Consider the following 22,540-nt stretch of genomic DNA (forward strand, 5'->3'; position numbering starts at 1 on the left):
ACGGCAAGATGGTCATCGCCACCGTGAAGGGTGATGTGCACGACATTGGCAAGAACATCGTTGGCGTGGTGCTGCAATGTAACAACTACGAAATCGTCGATCTTGGCGTGATGGTGCCCGCGGAGAAAATCCTCAGAACGGCGCGTGAAGTGAATGCCGATCTGATTGGCCTTTCCGGGCTTATCACCCCGTCGCTGGACGAAATGGTCAACGTGGCGAAAGAGATGGAGCGTCAGGGCTTCACCATCCCACTGCTGATTGGCGGCGCGACCACCTCAAAAGCGCACACCGCGGTGAAAATTGAGCAGAATTACAGCGGCCCGACGGTTTACGTGCAGAACGCCTCGCGTACCGTGGGGGTTGTTGCCGCGCTGCTCTCCGACACCCAGCGCGATGAATTTGTTGCCCGTACGCGTAAAGAGTATGAAACCGTGCGCATCCAGCATGCGCGTAAGAAACCTCGCACGCCGCCGGTAACGTTACAGGCTGCACGTGATAACGATCTGGCCTTCGACTGGGAAAGTTACACGCCGCCGGTCGCGCATCGGTTAGGCGTGCAGGAAGTCGAGGCCAGCATCGAAACGCTGCGCAATTACATCGACTGGACGCCGTTCTTTATGACCTGGTCGCTGGCCGGGAAGTATCCGCGCATCCTCGAAGATGAAGTGGTGGGCGAAGAGGCGAAGCGCCTGTTCAAAGACGCCAACGACATGCTGGATAAACTCAGCGCTGAGAAGACCCTGAACCCGCGCGGCGTGGTGGGGTTGTTCCCGGCTAACCGCGTGGGTGACGACATCGAGATTTACCGTGACGAGACGCGTACGCACGTTATCAGCGTGAGTCATCACCTGCGCCAGCAGACGGAAAAAGTCGGCTTCGCCAACTACTGCCTGTCTGACTTTGTCGCGCCGAAACTGAGCGGCAAAGCGGATTACATCGGTGCTTTCGCGGTGACCGGCGGTCTGGAGGAGGATGCGCTGGCGGACGCCTTCGAAGCGCAGCATGACGACTACAACAAGATTATGGTGAAAGCCATCGCTGACCGTCTGGCGGAAGCATTCGCGGAATATCTGCATGAGCGCGTGCGTAAAGTCTACTGGGGCTATGCGGCGAATGAGAACCTCAGTAACGAAGAGCTGATCCGCGAAAACTACCAGGGCATTCGCCCGGCGCCGGGCTACCCGGCGTGCCCGGAACATACCGAAAAGGCCACCATCTGGGAGCTGCTGGACGTCGAAGCACATACCGGGATGAAGCTCACCGAATCCTTCGCCATGTGGCCTGGCGCCTCGGTTTCCGGCTGGTATTTCAGTCATCCTGACAGTAAGTATTACGCCGTGGCGCAAATTCAGCGCGATCAGGTTGAAGATTATGCCTTCCGTAAAGGCATGAGTGTGGCAGAAGTTGAACGTTGGTTAGCGCCTAATCTGGGCTACGACGCCGATTGATTCACAAAACTGTCATCTTTCTTTACAACAAACAGGGCACTCAATGAGTGCCCTGTCTCTTTCTTACGTTTAAACCCTTATACTGAAAGAACGTTCATCGGCACTGCTTGCCGGATGGCTCATTTTTGTAGGCCTGATAAGCGTAGCGCCGTCAGGCGGTATGTCATTGCGATGAACCTCAGGAACATATAACGATAAGGAGAACCTGATTCCGTGCTAACTCTGTTACACCTGCTTTCTGCTGTCTCTATGCTGGTTTGGGGCACACATATTGTGCGTACCGGCGTGATGCGCGTCTTTGGCGCCCGTTTGCGTACCGTACTCAGCCGTAGCGTTGAAAAGAAGCCGCTCGCCTTTTGTGCAGGTATCGGCGTGACCGCGCTGGTGCAAAGCAGCAACGCCACCACCATGCTGGTGACCTCGTTTGTCGCCCAGGACCTCGTGGCGCTTACCCCGGCGCTAGTCATTGTGCTGGGTGCCGACGTGGGGACCGCGCTGATGGCGCGTATCCTGACCTTCGATCTCTCATGGCTATCGCCACTGCTGATTTTCATCGGCGTGATCTTTTTTCTCGGACGTAAGCAGTCCCGCGTGGGGCAACTGGGGCGGGTTGGCATCGGGCTGGGGTTGATTTTACTGGCGCTGGAGCTGATTGTGCAGGCGGTTACGCCGATAACCCAGGCTAACGGCGTACAGGTTATTTTCGCCTCGCTGACCGGCGATATTATGCTGGATGCGCTGATTGGCGCTATGTTCGCGGTGATCAGTTACTCCAGCCTGGCGGCGGTTTTGCTGACGGCAACCCTGACCGCTGCCAGCATTATCTCGTTTCCTGTCGCGTTGTGCCTGGTGATTGGCGCCAACCTTGGCTCTGGCCTGCTGGCGATGCTCAACAATAGCGCGGCTAACGCTGCTGCCCGTCGCGTGGCGCTTGGCAGCTTGTTGTTTAAGCTGGTGGGGAGTCTGATTATCCTGCCGTTTGTTCATCCGTTGGCGAATCTGATGGATGAGCTGCCGCTGCCGAAATCTGAGCTGGTCATTTATTTCCATGTTTTCTACAACCTGGTACGTTGCATAGCGATGGTGCCTTTCGCCGAACCGATGGCGCGTTTTTGCAAGCGTATTATCCGTGATGAGCCGGAACTGGACGCCCACCTGAAGCCTAAGCATCTGGACATCAGCGCACTGGATACCCCAACCCTGGCTCTGGCCAATGCCGCCCGTGAAGCTCTGCGTATTGGCGATGCGATGGAGCAGATGATGGATGGGCTAAAGAAGGTGATGCACGGCGAACCGCGTGAAGAGAAAGAGTTGCGCAGGATGGCAGACGATATCAACGTGCTGTACACGGCGATTAAGCTCTATCTGGCGAGGATGCCAAAGGATGAACTGGCAGAAGAAGAGTCGCGCCGTTGGGCTGAGATTATCGAAATGTCGCTCAACCTTGAACAGGCGTCGGATATTGTTGAGCGTATGGGCAGCGAGATTGCCGACAAGTCGCTGGCAGCGCGTCGGGCATTCTCTGTCGAAGGGCTGAAAGAACTTGATGCACTGTACGATCAACTGCTCAGTAATCTGCAACTGGCGATGTCGGTATTCTTCTCTGGCGACGTGGCCAGCGCCCGTCGTCTGCGCCGCAGCAAGCACCGTTTCCGCATCCTTAACCGTCGTTACTCGCATGCGCATGTGGATCGTCTGCATCAGCAGAACGTGCAGAGTATTGAAACCAGTTCCCTGCACCTGGCGCTGCTGGGCGATATGCAGCGTCTGAACTCACTGTTTTGCTCTGTGGCTTACAGTGTGCTGGAACAGCCGGATGAAGACGACGAGCGTGAGTACTAACGAGGACAGATGAAAGGTTGCCCGGTGGCGCTGATGCTTACCGGGCCTACGGATAACCGTCAATGTTGTCGTCTACCTTGATGCCGGATAAGGCGAAGCTACCATCCGGCATCAGACAACAAACTAACTAAAAGCAGTGACCCGCCTCAACGGCAACCGCTTCTTCACCCGCTTTAAAGATATAGGTGGTGTTCGGACCGCCAAGCACGGATTGACCGTTGCTCACCTTGATCCAGTTCCCTTCTGGCAGACCAATCACCGTCAGTTCCGGCGCCACAACTAACAGCTCGCGAATACGCTGTTCACGCGTTTCGCCTTTATGGCCTTCCGGCAGCGCGTTGGTGAAGTGCGGGTTAATCTGCAGCGGGAAAAGACCCAGGGCATCAAAGCCTTTTGGATCGACAATCGGCATGTCGTTGGTGGTGCGGATGGTCTGGCAGGCAAGGTTGGAACCCGCGCTCCAGCCGATGTACAGCGCGCCGCGTTTGACGACATCGACAATCGGCGCCAGCAGTCCGCGCTCGCGGCTCTCTTTCAGCAACTGGAAGGTGTTACCCCCACCGACAATCACCAGTTCGGCGTTTTCAATGGCTGCAATCGGATCGGTAACGGTATGAATGCCAGTAACGTTAACGCCCATTGGCGCAAAGATGGCTGCCGTTTTCGCCGTGTACTCATCCCAGGTTTGCGTCACGCCGGCAAATGGAATAAACACCGCCGTGCGGCGACCGTTCAGTTGCTCTGCGATCAGCGGCAGCGCATGTTCCATCCAGCCTTTGCCCGGCAGCGTCGAGTTACTCAATAAAAGCAGTTCCATCATTTCTCCATGTAATCAGAAAATTACAAACCGCGGTCATGCTACCACTATCGATCTAACGCCTTCCTGATATGGCTCACGATGTTGGAAGAGGAGACAGATGCTGAGACTATTTTTTAAGCGTCAATTCAATACCGAGCGCCTTCATCACTGCAAGCGTAGTTTTCAGCGTTGGGTTACCTTTCTCACTAAAAGAGCGATAAAGTTGTTCGCGGGATAATCCCGTTTCTGCCGCGATGTTCGCCATTCCCTTAGCGCGAGCCACCACGCCCAATGCTTTTGCAATGTACGCTGCATCGCCTGTTTCGAGGGCATCGGCCATAAAAACGGCAATTTCTTCATCATCGACCAGCGCAGTTGCGGGATCGTACTGCGTAAGTTTATTCATGGTGGAAGATCTCTTGATAATCCAGTGAACGGGCGAGCATTCTCCAACAGGTTTGACATCACCAGCTAAACCATGAGCCAAACGAAAAAGGCGTGTAGCAATGAGCGTTTTAGCTCTCCTGTCCCGTAAGTTTTGCTCCCAACGCTGGAAAACCATTGTCTGAAGAATTTCCATGAGTACGTTCCATGTATTTTATAAACTACATTCTGAATTGACAAGTTGAGACTAGAGAATAAAAAAATGGGGAGTATGGGGAAATGTTGGGTGGAGGAAACAGGAAAGCGCCTCGCAATAATACGTAGTTTTTCAGGACGCTGCGGTTGATACGAGAAACGATAACAGGGGATAGGGGCAGCTTTGTGCCAACAGCGGAAATTGCCTGTAAATCCAATCCTTCAGGCCGTCCCGAGTTTTCACTCATGAATTTCCTGACCATTGATTACTCGTGTCGATGGCTTAACTAATGCACATGCATACTTCGGCATCGACCGAAGCAACGAGCCTTTGTCATCACTAAACTGTCCGAAAGTCATCGATGGAGTGGACCATGATTGCAGTACTTTTTGAGGCAGATGCTCTGCCAGAAGCTCAGGACAGATATCTTCAGCTTGCTTCGGAGCTGAAGCCTCTTTTATCCCACACGCCCGGGTTTATTTCGATTGAGCGTTATCAGAGCCTGACTACGCCCGGAAAGATCCTTTCTCTGTCCTGGTGGGAAGATGAGGAGTCTGTAGCCGGCTGGAAGCAAAATGTGATGCATCAGGCCGCGCAGAAAGAAGGCAGGCAGTCGATTTTTTCATTCTACAGAATACGGATAGCCAGCGTATTCCGTGATTACTCTTCGGATAAGGGAACAAATCAGCATGTATGACATTCACGTTATTCTCAAAAATAGCCCGGGTTCACTTGGTTCACTGGGCTGTGTGCTGGGCGAAAACGGAGTGGGACTTGAAGGCGGTGGTGTATTCACAACGCCTGTGGCCGGACATGCACACTTTCTGGTTGAAGATGGTGAAAAAGCCCGCAGGGTACTGACTGAAGCCGGTTTTGAAATCTGCAACGTGTGTCGTCCTCTGGTAAGAAAATTACCTCAGGAACGACCGGGTGAGTTGGGGGAAATAGCTGAAACAATTGCCCGGAACGGCATTAATATTCTGGTACAATACAGCGATCACAGCAACCGGCTCATTCTCATTACAGATGATGATATCCGGGCAGCCGAAGTAACCCAAAAATGGGCCACACCTTCTTAATGAAGCTTCTTAAAACACAGCTCGAAAATGAGCAGGATGATGTTCTTGAAACATCAATGGCCATGGTAGCTTCGGCTTTGTCTGACCCTTCAAGGGTCAGTATCCTGTGCGCCCTGATGGACGGGCGCGCGTGGACAGCAACAGAACTCAGCGTAGTGGCTGACATAGCAGCCTCGACAACCAGCGGGCATCTGAACCGGCTTCTCAGCAACGGTCTGGTCATTTGCCTGACGCAGGGGCGTCATCGTTATTACAGCCTTGCGGACCAGCATATCGCGGGACTGCTGGAAAACCTGATGGGAGTTTCTATGCTTACTCAAAAGTCCCGCACTTCAAGTACACCGGTAAATCTGCGTTACGCACGCACCTGCTATGACCATCTGGCAGGCGAGCTTGCTGTCAGCATTTATGAGTTTATGCTGCGGGAAAAATGGCTTGAGGCAGATGGTTCTGAACTGACACTAGTCGGCAAAATGCATTTTGAAAGAATGGGCGTCTTGCTTAACTCACACACACGCCGCAAGCCCTGCTGCCCCTGTATGGACTGGAGTGAACGGCGTTTTCACCTTGGCGGTAATGCTGGCTCGGCACTGCTTACGTTTTTCCTTCAAAAAGAATGGATAACGCGTACTCCGGGATATCGTGAGGTGAACGTGACCGATTCAGGCAAAGTTGCAATGTATCGGCTTTTTGAGCTGAAAATCACCTGATCTTAAGTTCTGTACTGGTTGCTTTGATCAAGAAACTTAGAATGTCCTCGTTTTAGATACCCATTTCACGTAAAAAGGTCCGCTATTCGCTCACAGCGGACCTTCATCTCAGTTAGCTCGTCCGCTTCGTGCCAGGAGCGGACGTTTGAGCTCAATAAGTAAGGACGTTATATTTTGTCCTGATTGACACGGGATGAAAGCTCCTGATGGCTCTCTTTTCGCTCGCTGTAACGATCTGCAAGGTAACCGGTTTGTCCCTTAAGCAGCAGCGTGATTTTAAACAGCTCCTCGGCGACATCGACGATACGGTCATACCATGACGAAGGTTTCATTCGTCCGTTTTCGTCGAACTCTTGCCATGCCTTGGCTACAGAGGACTGGTTGGGGATCGTAAACATCCGCATCCAGCGACCCAGAATACGCATCTGGTTCACGGCATTGAAGGACTGTGAACCGCCGCAGACCTGCATTACCGCAAGTGTTTTGCCCTGCGAAGGACGAACCGCGCCTTCACTTAAGGGTATCCAGTCAATCTGCGCCTTCATCACCGCGCTCATAGCACCGTGCCGTTCCGGAGAACTCCACACCATCCCGTCACACCATCTGACCAGACCGCGCAGCTCGGTGACTTTGGGATGCGTGTCCGGCGCATCATCCGGCAGGGGTAAACCGGAGGGGTTAAAGAGTTTCACCTCCGCGCCCATCGCCGTCAGCAGGCGACCCACTTCCTCCGCGGCAAAGCGGCTGTAGGAGCGCTCTCTTACTGAACCATACAAGATCAGAATTCTTGGTGGCTCCTGCAGATGCAGGCGTTCAGCGATGTCTTGATCAAAGCATTCCGTATTCAGGGCAGGAAATTGTTCCATTTTTCTCCTCCAGAGAGAGCAGATGATTTCAAAGTTAATATATATGATTTATCATATATATATTCTAAAGGGAACGGAGTGGAAAATGCTACAACCTGTTCAGCTTTTCAAAATCCTGTCGGATGAAACACGGCTCGCCATTGTCATGCTTCTGCGGGAGTCCGGAGAACTGTGCGTGTGCGATATCTGTGCAGCTACCGCCGAATCACAGCCCAAAATATCACGTCATATGGCTATCCTTCGCGAGTCTGGGCTAGTTCTGGATCGTCGGGAAGGCAAATGGATTCACTATCGTCTGTCACCTCATATTCCTGCGTGGGCCGCTGAGACAATCACGACGTCCTGGCAGTGCCTTCGGGAAGATGTGCGGGAATGGTTGGCAAAGTCGGCCTGCACCTCTTGCTGAGGAAGGAAAACATATTCACATAATCATATATAACGGGGTTTGAAATGTTTTTGGCAGGGAGTATATTTTTACTGACGCTGGTACTGGTGATCTGGCAACCCAGAGGTCTGAGTATTGGCTGGAGCGCGAGTATCGGAGCTGCGCTGGCGCTGGGTACCGGAGTCATCCATATCGCTGATATTCCCGTTGTCTGGAATATCGTCTGGAACGCGACAGCGGCATTTATTGCGGTCATCATCATCAGCCTGCTGCTCGATGAGTCCGGCTTCTTTGAATGGGCCGCACTGCACGTCTCCCGCTGGGGTAACGGACGTGGCCGCCTTTTGTTTACCTGGATAGTCTTGCTTGGGGCCGCTGTTGCTGCGTTGTTTGCCAATGACGGCGCCGCACTGATCCTGACGCCGATTGTAATTGCGATGCTGCTCGCACTGGGATTCAGCCAGGCGACTACTCTGGCCTTTGTCATGGCCGCAGGATTTATTGCAGATACGGCCAGCCTGCCGCTCATTGTTTCTAACCTGGTGAATATCGTCTCGGCGGACTTTTTCGGTCTGGGCTTTACGCAGTATGCCTCCGTTATGATCCCCGTAGATGTAGCCGCGATTGCGGCCACTCTGGTCATGCTGCATCTCTTCTTCCGCAAGGACATTCCGGAGACGTATGACGTTTCGCTGCTGAAGACGCCTGCCAGTGTGATAAAGGATCCGGCAACGTTCAGGGTGGGCTGGATTGTCCTGTTATTGCTTCTTGTCGGTTTCTTTGTGCTGGAGCCTCTGGGGATCCCGGTCAGTGCGATAGCGGCTACTGGCGCAGCAGTACTGTTTATAGTGGCGAAAAGAGGTCATGCCATCAACACCGGAAAAGTCCTGCGCGGTGCGCCATGGCAGATTGTTATTTTTTCGCTGGGCATGTACCTGGTGGTCTATGGCCTGCGCAATGCAGGACTCACGGAGTATCTGTCTGACGTGCTGAACCTGCTGGCAGAAAAGGGGTTATGGGCAGCAACGTTCGGCACCGGTTTCCTGACCGCGTTCCTGTCATCGGTGATGAACAATATGCCGACGGTGCTGATTGGCGCACTGTCGATTGACGGGAGTACGGCGACTGGCGTCGTCAAAGAGGCTATGATTTATGCCAATGTGATTGGCTGCGATTTAGGCCCGAAAATCACCCCGATTGGCAGTTTGGCAACCTTGCTTTGGCTGCATGTGCTTGCCCAGAAAAATATAACGATTACATGGGGATATTACTTCCGCACTGGCATTATCATGACTCTGCCCGTGCTGTTTGTCACTCTGGCCGCGCTGGCGTTGCGGTTCTCCATCACTTTGTAATGAGATAAAGATATGAGCAACATTACCATCTATCACAACCCTGCCTGCGGCACTTCTCGTAACACGCTGGAGATGATCCGTAACAGCGGCAACGAACCGACGATAATTTATTATCTCGATACGCCACCGACCCGTGATGAGCTGATTAAACTTATTTCAGAAATGGGAATTACGGTGCGTGCATTACTGCGTAAGAATGTTGAGCCTTATGAACACCTGGGTCTTGATGAAGAGAAATTTAGTGATGAGCAGTTGATTGATTTCATGCTTCAACATCCGATCCTGATTAATCGGCCGGTAGTCGTTACGCCGCTTGGCACTCGTCTTTGCCGCCCTTCAGAAATAGTGTTGGATATTCTACCGGAAGGTCAGAAACGAGCGTTTACCAAAGAGGATGGCGAGAAGGTCATTGACGAAACGGGGAAGCGGGTTAAGTAATCTGCCCACTTCGTGCCAGGAGCGGGCGCTGCGGTATATTACGCTTTCTGCTCGAATCGGACTGAGGTAACGTAGCGGAAATATTTTTCCGGATTTAACCAAGATGCCTTCGATCGAAACGTTTATGACCTTCCTTCTTGCGCTGACTCTACTGGAGATTTCTCCGGGGCCAGACATGATGCTAACTATCGCCAGAGGAGTCGGTCAGGGAAGACGTATTGCACTGCTTACGGTACTGGGTAATGTATTTGTAGCTGGTTTTGTACAAGTTTCTTTTCTTGTCCTGGGGCTGGTAACCGTTGTTCATGCCTGGCCGGTGGCGCTAGATCTGCTAAGGTGGGCTGGCGCAGCTTATCTGATATGGCTGGGCATAAAAATGATTGCGACTTCAGGCACTGATACACGTCTGCGAAAAACTGCAAAAATTTCTGACTGGAATGCCGTTAAGGAAGGCGCCCTGAATAGCCTGACTAACCCAAAATCCCTGTTGTTCATGTTTGCTTTTCTTCCTCAGTTTGTCGATCCCACCGCGGGTCCTGTCTGGCTGCAATTACTTGTTCTGGGTAGTATCCAAAAGCTGGCAGGAATCGTTTCCCTGGGGTCGGTCGCGATGGCATCAGGGACATTTGGAAACTGGCTGGGTAAACACCCAGGCTTTATCAAATGGCAGGAACGGTTTACCGGAGTTGTCATGATAGGCCTCGGTATCCGCATGTTGTTTAGCGGGTCTGGTGTAGTATCGAAATCTGCCAGAGAAGCTTAACCGAAACGGTAAACCCAGTGTCCGCTTCGTTCACAGCAGACCTTCCGCCCGCAAAAGCTCGAGTTATTTCTCATTGCTGTAACTGGAGAGGCGGCGCTCAAGGTTAGTCCGAACCTGCGGCCACTCATCATCAATTATGCTATACCGTATAGAAGTACGTTTTCGGCCATCAGGCATAATTCGTTCATTTCTGATGATGCTTTCCTGGACTGCGCCAATACGGAGAATGGCAGCTTGAGAGCGCTCATTCAATACATCAGTCGTAAACTGAACGCGAACACAGTTCAGTTGCTCAAAGGCGTATCGCAGCAGTAACAGTTTACTCTCGGTATTTGCAGCTGTTTTTTGCCAGCTTTGTGAATACCAGGTATGACCAATTTCGAGCTTTCGGTTTTCTCTATCAATCTTCCAGAAACGTGTTGACCCAATGACGCGTTGGTCTGATGAGAGCGTTACAGCAAACGGCATGACTGTGCCTTCAGTTTGCCCCTGCAGGGCTTTCTGAATGTACGACTCAACTGTGTCAGCAGACGGAACTACCGTAAATGGCAGGGACCAGAGTTCCCCATCCGCAGCCGCATCAATCAATAGCTGAGCATCTGCCTTAAGCAGAGGACGGAGCGTGACAAGAGATCCTTGCAATGTAGGCGTCATATTTGTGACCTTACAGTTATTTTGTGTCGATGGATTGGACTGCATAATCCTGTACCGAATGACTTACTATGCTCCGTTTACATTTAATAATCGACTAATCAAGAGGTGATTATCTGCTTACTGCTCATGATGGTAGCTTGCCCGCTCTAAACAGACCTTCAGAAAACGATACATAATGCCGACCACTAGACTTCGATCCCTTTCTGTTTCAGCTCTTTTCTAATCACACGCTTAATCCAGGCAGCCAACGATTCATCGCCATCCTGCCGTTGTGCTTCTTCCATCGCTTTGCGAAGTTCCGGATCCAGACGGAATTGAAACGGAGGATTGCCTCTTCTTTCGTTCATGTGTGTTGACACCTTAATTACACAAGAGTAGTGTGAGTATGTGTGATGACACATTACTCTCACACACCCAAAATGACAACGCCCCGAAAGTGCGGGAACACGATCAGGGCGTCTAACCACAACATTATACGAGGTAATGCTATGGCTGATGCTAATAGTACCACTAACACCTGTTTTGCGTCTTCTTCTCCCATTCCGCAAGCCGATCTGCTTTATTTTCCACTCGCCGAGGCATTCCGCCATCTTGATTGTAGCCATCTCACCACCGAAGAAAATCTGGCGCTATCGTTTGGCTGTGAAGAGGCGCTGGCAGGGTTGTACCAGACGCTGAATTTTATGGGCGAAAGCCTGCTGACCATGGCGGGTGAAGGTCAGGAACATTTTGCGTATGAGAGCATATGCCAGTTAGGACACAGCCTGGTCAACATCAGCCAGTTGATTCCCGCGCTGGCGCAATTGGAAGCGAAAGCTGACCAGCAATTGTTCGCTGTTGCATAGTACCTAAAATAAACAGAGCGCCCATCCCTGGCGCTCTGTTCCTGCTACTTTACCCCGCCCGAGCAAATTCTGCCGCTTCGGCGATTAGCGCGTCATCCGGGCGTACGCCGGTGTACATGGCGAACTGCTCCACGGCCTGTAAGGCAATCACCTCTGCACCGCTGATGGTCTTTTTACCTAATTGCTGTGCCAGTTTGATTACCGGTGTTTCCGGCGGCAGGGCGACAACATCAAACACCACGCTGGCGGCAGCGACCATCGCTTCGCTGTAGGCCAGTTCATCGCTCTCTTTACCGCCAGCCATACCGACGGGCGTCACGTTGACCAGAATATCGCAGGTAATCCCTTCCGGCTGCGGTTGCCACTGGAAACCGTACTGTTTTGCCAGCGCCGGGCCGCTCTCACGATTGCGGGCGGCGACGATCACATCGTGAAAACCGGCATCGCGAAACGCGGCGATAACCGCTTTACCCATTCCACCGCTGCCGCGAATCATGACGCGTGCGCTGCTATTGAGCTGGTGGCTGGCAATCAGGCTTTTTACCGCAATGTAGTCGGTGTTAAATCCTGCCAGCGTACCGTTGTCATTGACGATAGTGTTGACGGAATCAATGACTTTTGCGGAAGGATCGATGATATCCAGAAACGGCATGCAGCTCTCTTTAAACGGCATAGAGACCGCACAGCCGCGAATTTCGAGTGCGCGAACGCCTTTCACTGCGGCCTCAATATCCTGCGTAGTAAAGGCTTTGTAGATAAAATTTAACCCTAATTTTTCATACAGATAGTTGTGAAATCGCGTGCCAAAGTTACCGGGCCGACCGGCAAGCGACATGCACAGCTGGGTGTCGCGGTTAATCATGTTAAATCTCCTCGGCGTGAGACAATATGTACTGTTCGGCTTCCTGCGACCAAATCCCCTGATGACGCTTCAGGATATCGCGCAAGGCTGGATCATCAATCTGAGTGAGCGCGGTTAATGGTAAGGCTTTGCCGGTGTAAACCAGTTTTTTACCGCCACCGACCTGCGGCAGCTCCAGCGTTGTTTCACCTGCCGCATTCAATCCCAGAATGTGCGTCACCACTTTTGCCGCCTGAACTTTCTTCTCTTCGATCAGTTTTACCGCCGTGCGCATGTCGTCGGTATTGCCGCCAGATGTCCCAACATAATGGGTGAAGGCATAGTGCACGTCGTAGAAGTTAATCGGCGCGCTAAACTGCTTATCCTGCGGACCCGCAAAGAAGTTCATGCAGCCATCGGCAGCCAGCAGGGAAGAAGCCAGCGTGACCAGTTCTTCGTTGGGCACAAATACAAAGATGTCGTCAAACCCATGTCCGCCGCTCAATGCCATCAATGAGTCATAAGCCGCATCCTGAGCGTGAAGGTAGTGGATTAACGTTTGTGGCTCCGACGGATAGTGCTTGCGGGCATAGCTCAATTTTTCGTTGTTGGTGTCGGTCACTACCAGCAGCGCCGGGTTAACCGGACCATGCAGCGCGTAGTCGATCGCCAGTAGTCCCATTGGCCCGGTGCCGCCGAGAATTAACGTCCGCCCCTGCGGACGAATGCCCATCTTATGGTTATAAGTGCCTTCCTGCAGGTGATAGTTGGCATTGAATGCGCCAATTACGCAGGACAGCGGCTCAACCAGCGAGCCTTCAAAATAGGTTTCACCTTCGTAGGCCAACAAGCAGTCCTGCTCCATGACTTCATCAGGAATGATGACGTGCGTGGCTTCACCGCCTACCCACGGGAAGGAGTAGCCGGGACAGTCCGGGCGATCCGGCAGTTGCAGGTTGGCCTGAATGACATAGCGTTGGCCGGGCTGAAACTTATGCTGCCATTTTTTCCCTACGGCGAGAATATCGCCGCAGAACTCGTGGCCGATGATGATCGGGTTGGTGGCCACATCGTCCGGCACTTTTTTGTGGTTCTCGCCCTGGTTAGCCTCTTTCCAGGAAGAAAGGCACAGGCTGTCGGTCACGACCGAAGCCAGAATTTCATCGTCCTGCATTTCGGGAAGGTCGAAGGTTTCCAGGCGCAGATCGCGTTTACCATAAAGGCGTAAAGCTGTTGTTGTTTGCATTGTTACCACCTCTTCCTCTTTCGAGGACAATTTATTGAAGGTGCCCCAGCATCGCCGGGGCGGAAAAATCAGGACAGGAAGCCCAGTGCGTTACCAATAATCCCCAGCGCAAACAGGGCGAAGATCAGCCATACTGGATTAATTTTTTTGTTGAGTAGCCGTACCATCAGAAGCGTCAGACCCAGCGCCAGCAGACCTGGGCAGAGTTGGTCGAGAATGTTCTGCACGGTCATGGTGACGGTGGTACCGTCTGCGCCAGGCGTTTGCGATACCACCAGCGGCACGTTGATGCTGGTCCATTTGGTGACCAGCACTCCCATCACAAACAGGCCGAGAATCGATGCGCCTTCGGTCAGTTTTTGCAGCAGGTTGCCGCCCATATCGCTGACGATATTGACCCCTTTACGAAAGCCAAGCTGTAAGCCGTACCACTTCATTGCCAGACGTACTGCATTGAAAATAAAGAAGAACAACAATGGGCCGAGAATGTTACCGGACAGGGCGAGCGCGGCGCCGAGCGCGGCGGTAATCGGGCGCAGCGTTCCCCATACCAGCGGATCGCCGACGCCGGCCAGCGGACCCATCAGCCCAACTTTGATGCCATTGATTGCGCCGTCGTCAATTTCAGCGCCGTTGGCGCGGGCTTCTTCCATCGCGGCGGTCACGCCAATCACCGGGCCGCAAACGGCAGGTGTGGTATTGAAGAACACCAGGTGACGTTTGAGTGCTGCAACCTGGTCCTCTTTCAGTGGATACAGCCGCTTGATGGCAGGGATCATGTCGTAGCAAAAGCCCAACCCATGAATGCGTTCAAAGTTGAATGATGCCTGTTGCAGGTTGGAGCGAACAAACATGCTAAACAGGTCGGATTTGGTCAGTTTTTTCTGTTCCATGGCTGGCTCCATTAGTCATCAAGCTGATCGAGAGCTTGAGAAGAGGCGGGTTGCGCCTGCGGTTCGGCTTTACGCCACTGTGGGTTCAACTGGATGTAGACCAGCGCGATAATCACGCCCACGCCACCGAAAGCCAGCAGGCTCAAATCGAGATACCCTCCGGCAATAAATCCGAGGAAGAAGAAGGGCATCAGGTACTTCACGCCCATCATGCGCAGCACCATGGCGTAACCGACCACCACGATAAAGCCACCGGCAATCTGCAATCCGCGGGTGACGAATTCTGGAATGGCGTTGAGCATATTGCTGACCATATCGGCGCTGACAAACAGCGAGACGATTAATGCAGGGATGGCAACGCGCAGCGCCTGTACGCCGAGAGCGGAAACGTGCAGCATGTCGATGGTGCGAAAGCGGGCCTCTTCGGCTGCTTTATCCGCCGCGTGCTGGAACACCACGGTGATGGTACGGGCAAAGACAGTTAGTACCTGACCTGCCGCCGCGACGGGCAGGGCGATGGCGATACCGGTAGCAATACTTTGCTGACCGACGATAACCAGAATGGCGGAGATAATACTGGCGAGCGCCGAATCGGGAGACTGCGCTGCGCCGACGTTCATCCAGCCAAGAGCGATTAACTCCAGCGTACCGCCGAGCATAATCCCGGTTTTTAAATCACCGAGGATCAGGCCGATAACGGTACAAGCAATTAGCGGGCGGTGGGTCTGGAACTCATCCAGCACGCTGCCCATTCCGGCAATACAGGAAAATAGGAATATGGCGATAATTTGTAGGGTACTTATTTCCATAATATGTCACCTTGTGAATGTGATCATCCCTGCCTGTTAAAGCATAAGTGCACAGGCATTTTTATTTATTCAGCGAAAGATTGTTCTTCTATTTTTTCGAGAATATTAATAGATGGATCGGATGCGACGACGCGTAAATCCAGCGTGACACCTAGTTTATCTAACTCACGAAACGCATTAATGTCGTCGCTGTCTAAAGAAACGGCTTTGGTTAATTGTTTTTTACCCGGTCGCCAGGCCATGCCGCCAATATTTAACGTGGCAATTTTTACCCCTTGTTTTACCATTGCTAAAACATCCTGCGGGCGGGTAAACAGATAAAAAACAGTTTCGCTCTGATATTGCGGGTTATGGTAAACAGCGACTGCCTTTTCGATATTAACGACGTTAACCTTCATTCCTGGCGGGGCTGCCTGACGTAATAATGTTCGACGTACTTCATCGTTATAAACGTCGTCATTGCAGATAATAATTCGTTGGGCATTCGCCACCTTCGACCAGACGGTGGTTACCTGACCGTGAATCAAGCGGTCATCGATACGAGCAAGGGTAATGTTCATCAGAAATCCTCTTCGGTCGTTTCCAGATGTTGCCAGACGACACAGGTTTGTTGAGCAATGGTCGTCAGGTGTTCGCACAGTTCATCCACATTCATACTGCTTTGGTTGTCTACCAGTTCCAGCGCTAATGGCAGCGACAACCCGCTAATGACGCGAATGGTGGGGTTTTGCATTGCCAGTGAAGCGGCAGCATTCCAGGGACTGCCACACTGCAGATCGACGGCAATCAGCCATTCATCATTAGCGTGAGCACTTGCTAACTTTTTCAGTTTTTCTACAATGTTGCTGGCGTTCTCCCCTGGGACAAATGCCACAGCTTCGACGTTGACATCGCCGTAGACCATCTGTACCGATTCCAGCATGGCGCAGGCCAGATTGCCGTGAGCACAGAAGATTGCATTGACCATAAAACCTCCTTAGCCGCGCGTTTTTCCGCCCGCAATGTTAGTGGTTACTCCGGTGATATAACTGGCGCGATCTGAGAGGAGATAACAAACAAAATCAGCGACTTCACTTAAACGTCCTGAACGACCGATCGGGATCGCGTTCCTGGTATAACCCTCACGCAGCTGTTCGACGGTGATGTTGCGGGTCCAGGCCAGCGCTTCTTCATACTCGGGGGTGCGCAGACCGGTTTTTTCCAGAATGCCAGGCGCAATTCCCACCACACGAATACCGTGTTTGCCCAACTCTTTCGACCAGGAGCGGGTAAAGCTATTCAACGCGGCTTTGGTGGCGGCATAGCAGCTTTGGCCCTCTGAACCTTCCAGCCCGCTTTCGGAAGAGACATTCACGATCACGCCGTTATGCTGTTTTACCATTTGGCGTGCCGTTGCTTGCGACATTAAGAACACACCTTTCTGGTTGATATTAACCATTTTTTCAAAAGCAGCTTCGTTGAGTTCGTATTGCCCGGCGGGTGCTTTTTCATCGACCAGCAGGCGCGGGAAGTTGACGCCAGCATTATTTACCAGTCCATCAATACGCCCATAGCGTTGGATAATTTCAGCAACAGTATGATTAACCGCTTTGGCACTGGAAATATCCGTTGGCCAGAAATGATATCCGCTATGGCTGTCATATTTACCTTCTCCGCCATGAATATCCGCCATTTGTACATTAGCGCCTTGCGCTAATAGCTCCTCGACAATGGCCAGGCCAATTCCGGATGCACCACCGGTAACAATAATGACTTTGCCCTGCAAGTTTAACCACGTTTGCATAATAAACTCCCGATTTCAGATAAGGGGATCCCACATAAAATTAATTATGGCAGGACCAATTAGAATTTATTTACTTCAACAATAATTCAGCGGTATGACTGTTGGTGACTAAACAGTTAATATAATTCCCACGTAATGCGCCTAATATCCCACTGTATTTTTCTTCACCCATCGCAATACCAATGGAGTAACGTGCCTGTTTTAATTTATCGGTTTCGATGGCGAGCGTCTTTTCACTCATCCTGGTCTCTACGGTCACACCGTTGATATCGTAAAAGCGCGAGCAAATGTCTCCGGCGACATGGCGGGCATGCAGGTCATCACTCTCTTCGCTGCCGTAAAAAGCGTGCCAGTTGGCGCCATCGCGTATTGCCGGAGACCCAATTCCAACCAGCGCGACATCCAGATTATCCCAGTAAGCGGAAATCGATTTGAAGTGCCGGGACTGCATAATGCCGTTACGGATCAGCGGGTTTTCCAGCAGCGCCGGGAAATCGGCCAGGTGTGATTCCCCTTTCAGCTTTGCCGCGGCGCCGTAGGTCAGCGTATTGACGTGGTAGCGGCTTTCAAGCTTGCCGGATGGTCCGCCGATAATCGGTACGCAGATCAGCTGGCGTGACTGGCTGGCCGGGGATAATCCTTCAACCAATCCTCGCACCGCGCGACCCCATGAAAAACCAATAATGTCGCCGGGTTCCAGTAAGCGTTCCAGCAGCTGTGCGCCGTGCACGCCCATCATAGTGAGTTGTTCATCTTCCTGTTCGCTGTCGCAGGAGACTACGACCGCTTCTTTCAGGCCAAATTTCTGTTTTAGCTGCTGTTCCAGCCACAGATTTTCGTTGTAGTCGTAATTAATAGCGATGGTGACGATACCCTGCTCGCGGCCACGTTTTAGTAATCGGCTGATCGTGGTGCGGTAAATCCCCAGTTCGCGGGCGATTTGCGCTTGTGTCATATCCTGCTCGTAATAAAGCTGCGCTATTTTTACGATCAGGCGGATATCATCGCTGTTTTCCGTCGCCATTTTTGGACTCCTGCACATTTGTGCAAATCACGAAATTGCCTTCTTGATCTGATATAACCCCATCCTTTCCACATCTCAAAGCTATTTTCACTTATTTCAGCGCGTTAAACTGGCCGATTATGTTGCACATTTGATGTGGCGATAGCACGCTGTCGGCACAGATGTGCATGTTGCTCTAATGTATTGATTCTGCTTGTTTTCACTCAGCAAAATTGCAGGTATGCATTACTAACACTTTTGTGTCAAAAGCTGGGACAGATCACAAATAGTGCGGAGGCAGTCGGACACGATTATTTTTTATCGCCTGCAAGGTAGGGTATATTTCGCTTTTAATACACAAAATCATTCAAGTTGTATCAAGGCGGCAAGGGAACGAATCCCTGGGAGCATAGATTGCTATGCGACCTGGGTGAGTGAGGGCAGCCAACGCAGAGACAGCTTGAAGGATGAAGTGTATACAGGAGAAATTATGCTGCCCGACTCATCCATCCGACTAAATAAATACATCAGTGAAAGCGGAATCTGCTCGCGTCGCGAGGCGGATCGCTTTATCGAACAAGGGAATGTCTTCCTGAATGGCAAACGCGCCACCATTGGCGATCAGGTAAAGCCTGGCGACGTCGTAAAAGTGAATGGTCGGTTGATTGAGCCGCGTGAAGCGGAAGATCTGGTCTTTATCGCGCTGAATAAGCCGGTTGGGATTGTCAGTACCACCGAAGACAGCGAACGCGACAACATTGTTGATTTCGTGAATCACAGCAAGCGTGTATTCCCAATCGGTCGTCTGGACAAAGATTCCCAGGGACTTATCTTTCTGACCAACCACGGCGATCTGGTGAATAAAATCCTGCGTGCCGGTAACGATCACGAAAAAGAGTATCTGGTGACAGTAGATAAGCCGGTCACTGATGACTTTATCCGTGGAATGGGGGCTGGTGTGCCAATCCTCGGCACCGTCACCAAAAAATGTAAGGTGAAGAAAGAAGCGCCGTTTGTGTTTCGTATCACGCTGATTCAGGGGCTGAACCGCCAGATCCGCCGCATGTGCGAGCACTTTGGCTATGAAGTTACCAAACTTGAGCGTACGCGTATCATGAACGTTAGTTTATCCGGCCTGCCGCTTGGCGAATGGCGCGACCTGACGGATGACGAACTGATCGAACTCTTTAAGCTGATCGAGAACTCGTCCTCGGAAGCCAAACCGAAGGCGAAAGCGAAGCCAAAAACCGCAGGCATTAAGCGCCCGGTAGTGAAAATCGAAAAATCTGCGGAGAAAGAGAAATCGCGCCCGGCAGCAAACGGCAAACGCTTTACCTCGCCGGGGCGTAAGAAGAAAGGGCGTTAACGTCTGCCGCGCGTTGGCGTATTCGCTGACCAGGAAAACGATGCTTCCGCATCCGGTTTATAAGCCTGCTTTTTCTTTAACTGGCGGGCTTTTTTTGCTTCCGCTTCGCGCAAGGCCATCAGTTTATCAATGTACTCTTTCTTGATGCTGTTGGTCTCTGCGTTGGTCAGCAGCCGACCATGCGCTATGCGCGCGCGGTCGAGCAGCGTTTTCAGTTCACGCTGCTCGCGCTCGGTCATCTCTTTTTGGGTAATGCGGGGGAGTGCCATAGGGGTGCCCTCTGTTAGCCGATATCCTCAGTGTACGGCAAAGTGCAGAGGCTGGGTAGGCCGGATAAGGCGTTAGCCGCCATCCGGCGACGTGTACGCACTATGCTTGATAGCGCTACACTTATCAGGCCTACAGCCGACAATTAGCGGCGTGCTTTCTCTTTAATCGGCTTACCGGACCAGTAGCCTGCCAGCAGCGAACCGGAAAGGTTGTGCCAAACGGAGAACAGCGCGCCGGGCAGGGCGGCAAGCGGGCCGAAATAGATTTTGCCCAGCGCAGCAGCCAGCCCTGAATTCTGCATGCCGACTTCGATAGCTAACGTACGACAAGTCGACTCGTCGAAACCAAACAGTTTTCCGCCCCAGTAGCCGCCGAGCAGGCCAATGGTGTTATGCAGGATAACGGCGATAATCACCACAAAGCCAACGGACGCAATGTGCGAAGCAGAGCCTGCCACGACGGCGCTGATGATCGCCAGGATGCACACCATAGAAAACGCGGGCAGATACGGCTCGACGGCTTTTACGACGCGTGGGAACAGATGGTGAATGACCAGTCCCAGGGCAATCGGAATGACCACGATCTGCAGAATACTCAGCAGCATACCCATCACATCCACCTGAATATGCGCATCGACATACAGCCGTGTCAGCAGCGGTGTGGCGACGACGCCGACCAACGTTGAAACGGATGAAATAGTCACGGAGAGCGCCACATCACCTTTTGCCAGATAGATCATGACATTAGAAGCTGTTCCACTGGCGACGCTACCGACCAGCACCATGCCTGCGGACAGTTCCGGCGGCATATTAAAAGCCAGCGCCAAAATCCAGGCGGCGAGCGGCATCACCAGATAATGCAGGAAAATACCCGCGGCGACCGGCGCAGGACGTGAGAGTACACGTTTAAAGTCATCCACCTTCAAATGGACGCCCATGCCGAACATAATCAGCATCAGTAACGACGGCACGAATGGCCCGACAGGTGTAAAGGTGGAGGGCGTGTAATACGCAATAACAGAGAGCAGCAGTGCCCATAATGGGAACAGCCGCGTCAGAGTAGCGAGCATGTTATATTCCTTGCGATTGAAATGTGTTGTGTTGTTATAAAAAAGCCGGGTTCGAGCCCGGCTATAGTTATTGTTTATCGCGTGATGAAATATTATTCAAACAAATTATGGTGCAGCTTCTGTACCACCTGTTCGGCTTCGGTACCTGGCACCAGGAAGCACAGGTTATGGCTGGACGCGCCGTAGCAAATCATGCGGATGTTGAACGGCTCCAGTACGCCGAACACCTCTTTACCCACGCCGCAGGCTTTGGACAGGTCGTTGCCAATCAGCGCCACCAGCGCCAGGTCTTCTTCCACTTCAACCCGACACAGGGCAGACAGTTCCATCAGCAGAGACTGTGTTAACAGCGTATCGCCAGTAGACGTTGAACCGGTGGTATCCAGCGTCAGCGCCACGCTGACTTCCGATGTGGTAATTAAATCTACCGAGATGTTGTGGCGCGCCAGGATGCCGAACACTTCCGCTAAAAAGCCGCGAGAGTGCAGCATATTCAGGCTATGCAGCGTTAGCAGCGTTTGCTTACGGCGTAGCGCCAGGGCACGGAACAACGGTGGATTTTGGGTTTTATTGCATACCAGCGTACCGCCTGCTTTTGGATCCTTACTGGAGCCAACAAACACCGGGATATCGCTACGTACGGCAGGTAACAGGGTTGCCGGGTGCAGCACTTTCGCGCCGAAGGTCGCCATTTCCGCGGCTTCTTCGAAGGCGATTTCATCAATACGTTTAGCGGCTGGAACGACGCGCGGATCGGTGGTGTAAATGCCGGGAACATCGGTCCAGATATCGACGCGCGTTGCGTGCAGCGCTTCAGCCAGCAGGGCGGCCGTATAATCACTGCCGCCGCGTCCCAGCGTGGTAGTGCGGCCTTTGCTTTCGCTGCCGATAAAGCCTTGAGTAATCACCAGACCTTCACTCAGACGTGGTGCTAACTGGAGCGTTGCCAGTTCGGCCAGCGCCGCGACGTCGGGTTCTGCACGACCGAAACGATCGTTAGTGCGCATCACTTTACGCACGTCAAACCACTGCGCTTGGACGTTGCGCTCACGCAGGATCTCAACAAACAGGAGGGTAGACATCAGCTCACCGTGGCTGACCAGTTCGTCGGTCAGCGCGGTTGAGGTCGCCAGTGACGCCGCCTCTGCCAGCGTGGTGATGTTTTCCAGCAGGCGTTCGATCTCTTCACGAATCACGTTTGGATAACGCAGGCGTTCCAGAATATTGAACTGAATTTGGCGAATGGCGTCGAGTTTTTCGAAGCGCTCGGTTGGCTCCAGCCCTTCCGCCAGAGCAACCAGCAGGTTCGTAATACCTGCCGATGCGGAGAGCACCACTAACCGGACGTTCGCATCAGAAAGCACCACATCAGCGCTGCGATTCATGGCATCAAAGTCCGCCACGCTGGTACCGCCAAACTTGGAGACAACTACATCAGTCATAACTACCTCGTGTCAGGGAGTGAATAGAGCGACCATGGCACATAAGGCAGAACG

Annotated in this window: 27 protein-coding genes; 11 read left to right on the forward strand and 16 right to left on the reverse strand. The window is 52.4% G+C overall.

The features are described 5' to 3' along the window. Positions 1-1,448, forward strand: a 1,448-nt coding sequence (locus KQJ18_RS08000) for a vitamin B12 dependent-methionine synthase activation domain-containing protein (protein WP_216421798.1), incomplete at its 5' end; no start/stop codon positions are given. Positions 1,449-1,661: 213 nt separating this feature from the next. Then, a complete protein-coding gene (locus KQJ18_RS08005; RefSeq protein WP_137347432.1) occupies positions 1,662-3,290 on the forward strand; it encodes a Na/Pi cotransporter family protein in 1,629 nt (542 codons plus the stop codon). 127 nt (positions 3,291-3,417) lie between these two features. On the opposite strand, the gene pepE is transcribed toward KQJ18_RS08005, so the two are convergent. Beyond that, positions 3,418-4,107 (reverse strand): dipeptidase PepE, encoded by a 690-nt coding sequence (pepE, locus tag KQJ18_RS08010; RefSeq protein ID WP_085049569.1) that lies wholly within the window; start codon positions 4,105-4,107, stop codon positions 3,418-3,420. 109 nt (positions 4,108-4,216) lie between these two features. Continuing rightward, the gene (locus KQJ18_RS08015; RefSeq protein WP_085049570.1) at positions 4,217-4,495 is read right to left on the reverse strand and encodes an addiction module antidote protein; all 279 of its coding nucleotides are present in this window, start codon (positions 4,493-4,495) and stop codon (positions 4,217-4,219) included. Positions 4,496-5,042: 547 nt separating this feature from the next. On the opposite strand from KQJ18_RS08015, the gene KQJ18_RS08020 reads away from it, so the two are divergent. Genes KQJ18_RS08020 through KQJ18_RS08030 form a run of 3 tightly spaced genes read left to right on the forward strand, consistent with a single transcriptional unit; the run spans position 5,043 to position 6,458 of the window. Next, on the forward strand, positions 5,043-5,366 hold the full coding sequence (locus KQJ18_RS08020) for an antibiotic biosynthesis monooxygenase (RefSeq protein WP_079899843.1): 324 nt from the start codon (positions 5,043-5,045) through the stop codon (positions 5,364-5,366). Beyond that, positions 5,359-5,748, forward strand: a complete 390-nt coding sequence (locus KQJ18_RS08025; protein ID WP_121529816.1) for an amino acid-binding protein — start codon at positions 5,359-5,361, stop codon at positions 5,746-5,748. Before KQJ18_RS08020 ends, KQJ18_RS08025 begins: the two co-directional genes overlap by 8 nt. Then, positions 5,748-6,458, forward strand: coding sequence for a winged helix-turn-helix domain-containing protein (locus KQJ18_RS08030; RefSeq protein ID WP_121529817.1), 711 nt, complete (start codon positions 5,748-5,750; stop codon positions 6,456-6,458). The genes KQJ18_RS08025 and KQJ18_RS08030 overlap by 1 nt, the downstream gene beginning before the upstream one ends. Before the next feature lie 167 nt (positions 6,459-6,625). On the opposite strand, the gene arsH is transcribed toward KQJ18_RS08030, so the two are convergent. Beyond that, positions 6,626-7,324, reverse strand: coding sequence for an arsenical resistance protein ArsH (gene arsH, locus KQJ18_RS08035; protein ID WP_085049572.1), 699 nt, complete (start codon positions 7,322-7,324; stop codon positions 6,626-6,628). An 85-nt stretch (positions 7,325-7,409) separates the two neighbouring features. Here arsH and KQJ18_RS08040 point away from each other — a divergent pair, with 85 nt between their 5' ends. The 4 genes from KQJ18_RS08040 (at position 7,410) to KQJ18_RS08055 (ending at position 10,265) form a co-directional block, all read left to right on the forward strand. Beyond that, complete coding sequence (locus KQJ18_RS08040; protein WP_038636209.1) at positions 7,410-7,730, forward strand: transcriptional regulator; 321 nt, start codon at positions 7,410-7,412, stop codon at positions 7,728-7,730. Between the two features lie 44 nt (positions 7,731-7,774). Then, the gene (locus tag KQJ18_RS08045; protein WP_087856553.1) at positions 7,775-9,064 is read left to right on the forward strand and encodes an arsenic transporter; all 1,290 of its coding nucleotides are present in this window, start codon (positions 7,775-7,777) and stop codon (positions 9,062-9,064) included. A 12-nt stretch (positions 9,065-9,076) separates the two neighbouring features. After that, entirely contained in the window at positions 9,077-9,502 is a 426-nt protein-coding gene (gene arsC / locus KQJ18_RS08050) for a glutaredoxin-dependent arsenate reductase (RefSeq protein ID WP_085049574.1), read from the forward strand. Between the two features lie 103 nt (positions 9,503-9,605). Further along, positions 9,606-10,265: a LysE family translocator gene (locus KQJ18_RS08055; protein ID WP_121529819.1), complete on the forward strand. Its 660-nt coding sequence runs from the start codon at positions 9,606-9,608 to the stop codon at positions 10,263-10,265. 63 nt (positions 10,266-10,328) lie between these two features. On the opposite strand, the gene KQJ18_RS08060 is transcribed toward KQJ18_RS08055, so the two are convergent. Together KQJ18_RS08060 and KQJ18_RS08065 are read right to left on the reverse strand one after the other, a co-directional pair. Beyond that, positions 10,329-10,919, reverse strand: a complete 591-nt coding sequence (locus KQJ18_RS08060; protein WP_216421800.1) for a GNAT family protein — start codon at positions 10,917-10,919, stop codon at positions 10,329-10,331. 185 nt (positions 10,920-11,104) lie between these two features. Further along, on the reverse strand, positions 11,105-11,266 hold the full coding sequence (locus tag KQJ18_RS08065) for a phage protein (protein ID WP_003841416.1): 162 nt from the start codon (positions 11,264-11,266) through the stop codon (positions 11,105-11,107). Positions 11,267-11,407: 141 nt separating this feature from the next. Here KQJ18_RS08065 and KQJ18_RS08070 point away from each other — a divergent pair, with 141 nt between their 5' ends. Beyond that, on the forward strand, positions 11,408-11,764 hold the full coding sequence (locus KQJ18_RS08070; RefSeq protein ID WP_216421810.1) for a hypothetical protein: 357 nt from the start codon (positions 11,408-11,410) through the stop codon (positions 11,762-11,764). A gap of 49 nt (positions 11,765-11,813) precedes the next feature. On the opposite strand, the gene KQJ18_RS08075 is transcribed toward KQJ18_RS08070, so the two are convergent. The 8 genes from KQJ18_RS08075 to KQJ18_RS08110 all read right to left on the reverse strand — a co-directional run bounded on the left by KQJ18_RS08075 (position 11,814) and on the right by KQJ18_RS08110 (position 18,360). After that, positions 11,814-12,626, reverse strand: coding sequence for a shikimate 5-dehydrogenase (locus KQJ18_RS08075; protein ID WP_216421802.1), 813 nt, complete (start codon positions 12,624-12,626; stop codon positions 11,814-11,816). Position 12,627: 1 nt separating this feature from the next. Then, positions 12,628-13,851, reverse strand: a complete 1,224-nt coding sequence (gene sorE / locus KQJ18_RS08080; RefSeq protein ID WP_199952869.1) for an L-sorbose 1-phosphate reductase — start codon at positions 13,849-13,851, stop codon at positions 12,628-12,630. A gap of 68 nt (positions 13,852-13,919) precedes the next feature. After that, on the reverse strand, positions 13,920-14,744 hold the full coding sequence (locus KQJ18_RS08085) for a PTS system mannose/fructose/sorbose family transporter subunit IID (protein ID WP_216421804.1): 825 nt from the start codon (positions 14,742-14,744) through the stop codon (positions 13,920-13,922). 11 nt (positions 14,745-14,755) lie between these two features. After that, positions 14,756-15,553, reverse strand: coding sequence for a PTS mannose/fructose/sorbose transporter subunit IIC (locus KQJ18_RS08090; RefSeq protein ID WP_042313048.1), 798 nt, complete (start codon positions 15,551-15,553; stop codon positions 14,756-14,758). A gap of 65 nt (positions 15,554-15,618) precedes the next feature. Beyond that, positions 15,619-16,113: a mannose/fructose/sorbose PTS transporter subunit IIB gene (locus KQJ18_RS08095; RefSeq protein ID WP_087856546.1), complete on the reverse strand. Its 495-nt coding sequence runs from the start codon at positions 16,111-16,113 to the stop codon at positions 15,619-15,621. After that, on the reverse strand, positions 16,113-16,520 hold the full coding sequence (locus tag KQJ18_RS08100; RefSeq protein WP_160955805.1) for a mannose/fructose/sorbose PTS transporter subunit IIA: 408 nt from the start codon (positions 16,518-16,520) through the stop codon (positions 16,113-16,115). Before KQJ18_RS08100 ends, KQJ18_RS08095 begins: the two co-directional genes overlap by 1 nt. Positions 16,521-16,529: 9 nt before the next feature. Further along, positions 16,530-17,336 (reverse strand): SDR family oxidoreductase, encoded by an 807-nt coding sequence (locus KQJ18_RS08105; protein ID WP_137350579.1) that lies wholly within the window; start codon positions 17,334-17,336, stop codon positions 16,530-16,532. 70 nt (positions 17,337-17,406) lie between these two features. Next, positions 17,407-18,360 (reverse strand): sugar-binding transcriptional regulator, encoded by a 954-nt coding sequence (locus KQJ18_RS08110; RefSeq protein WP_087856544.1) that lies wholly within the window; start codon positions 18,358-18,360, stop codon positions 17,407-17,409. 469 nt (positions 18,361-18,829) lie between these two features. Between KQJ18_RS08110 and rluF the strand changes: the two genes are divergently transcribed. Next, positions 18,830-19,705 carry a 23S rRNA pseudouridine(2604) synthase RluF gene (gene rluF / locus KQJ18_RS08115; protein ID WP_069325173.1) on the forward strand — a complete coding sequence of 292 codons (876 nt, stop codon included), beginning with the start codon at positions 18,830-18,832 and terminating at the stop codon, positions 19,703-19,705. Here rluF and KQJ18_RS08120 read toward each other — a convergent pair. From KQJ18_RS08120 to lysC, 3 genes are all read right to left on the reverse strand, one after another. Then, complete coding sequence (locus KQJ18_RS08120) at positions 19,702-19,974, reverse strand: DUF3811 domain-containing protein (RefSeq protein ID WP_003826541.1); 273 nt, start codon at positions 19,972-19,974, stop codon at positions 19,702-19,704. The genes rluF and KQJ18_RS08120 overlap by 4 nt on opposite strands. A gap of 143 nt (positions 19,975-20,117) precedes the next feature. Continuing rightward, a complete protein-coding gene (gene panS, locus KQJ18_RS08125; protein ID WP_087856543.1) occupies positions 20,118-21,044 on the reverse strand; it encodes a ketopantoate/pantoate/pantothenate transporter PanS in 927 nt (308 codons plus the stop codon). A 92-nt stretch (positions 21,045-21,136) separates the two neighbouring features. Continuing rightward, entirely contained in the window at positions 21,137-22,486 is a 1,350-nt protein-coding gene (gene lysC / locus KQJ18_RS08130; RefSeq protein WP_038636225.1) for a lysine-sensitive aspartokinase 3, read from the reverse strand. Positions 22,487-22,540 lie beyond the last annotated feature (54 nt).

Origin of the sequence: Citrobacter sp. S55_ASV_140, assembly GCF_018919505.1 — a bacterium.
In the GTDB taxonomy this organism is placed as follows: domain Bacteria; phylum Pseudomonadota; class Gammaproteobacteria; order Enterobacterales; family Enterobacteriaceae; genus Citrobacter; species Citrobacter werkmanii.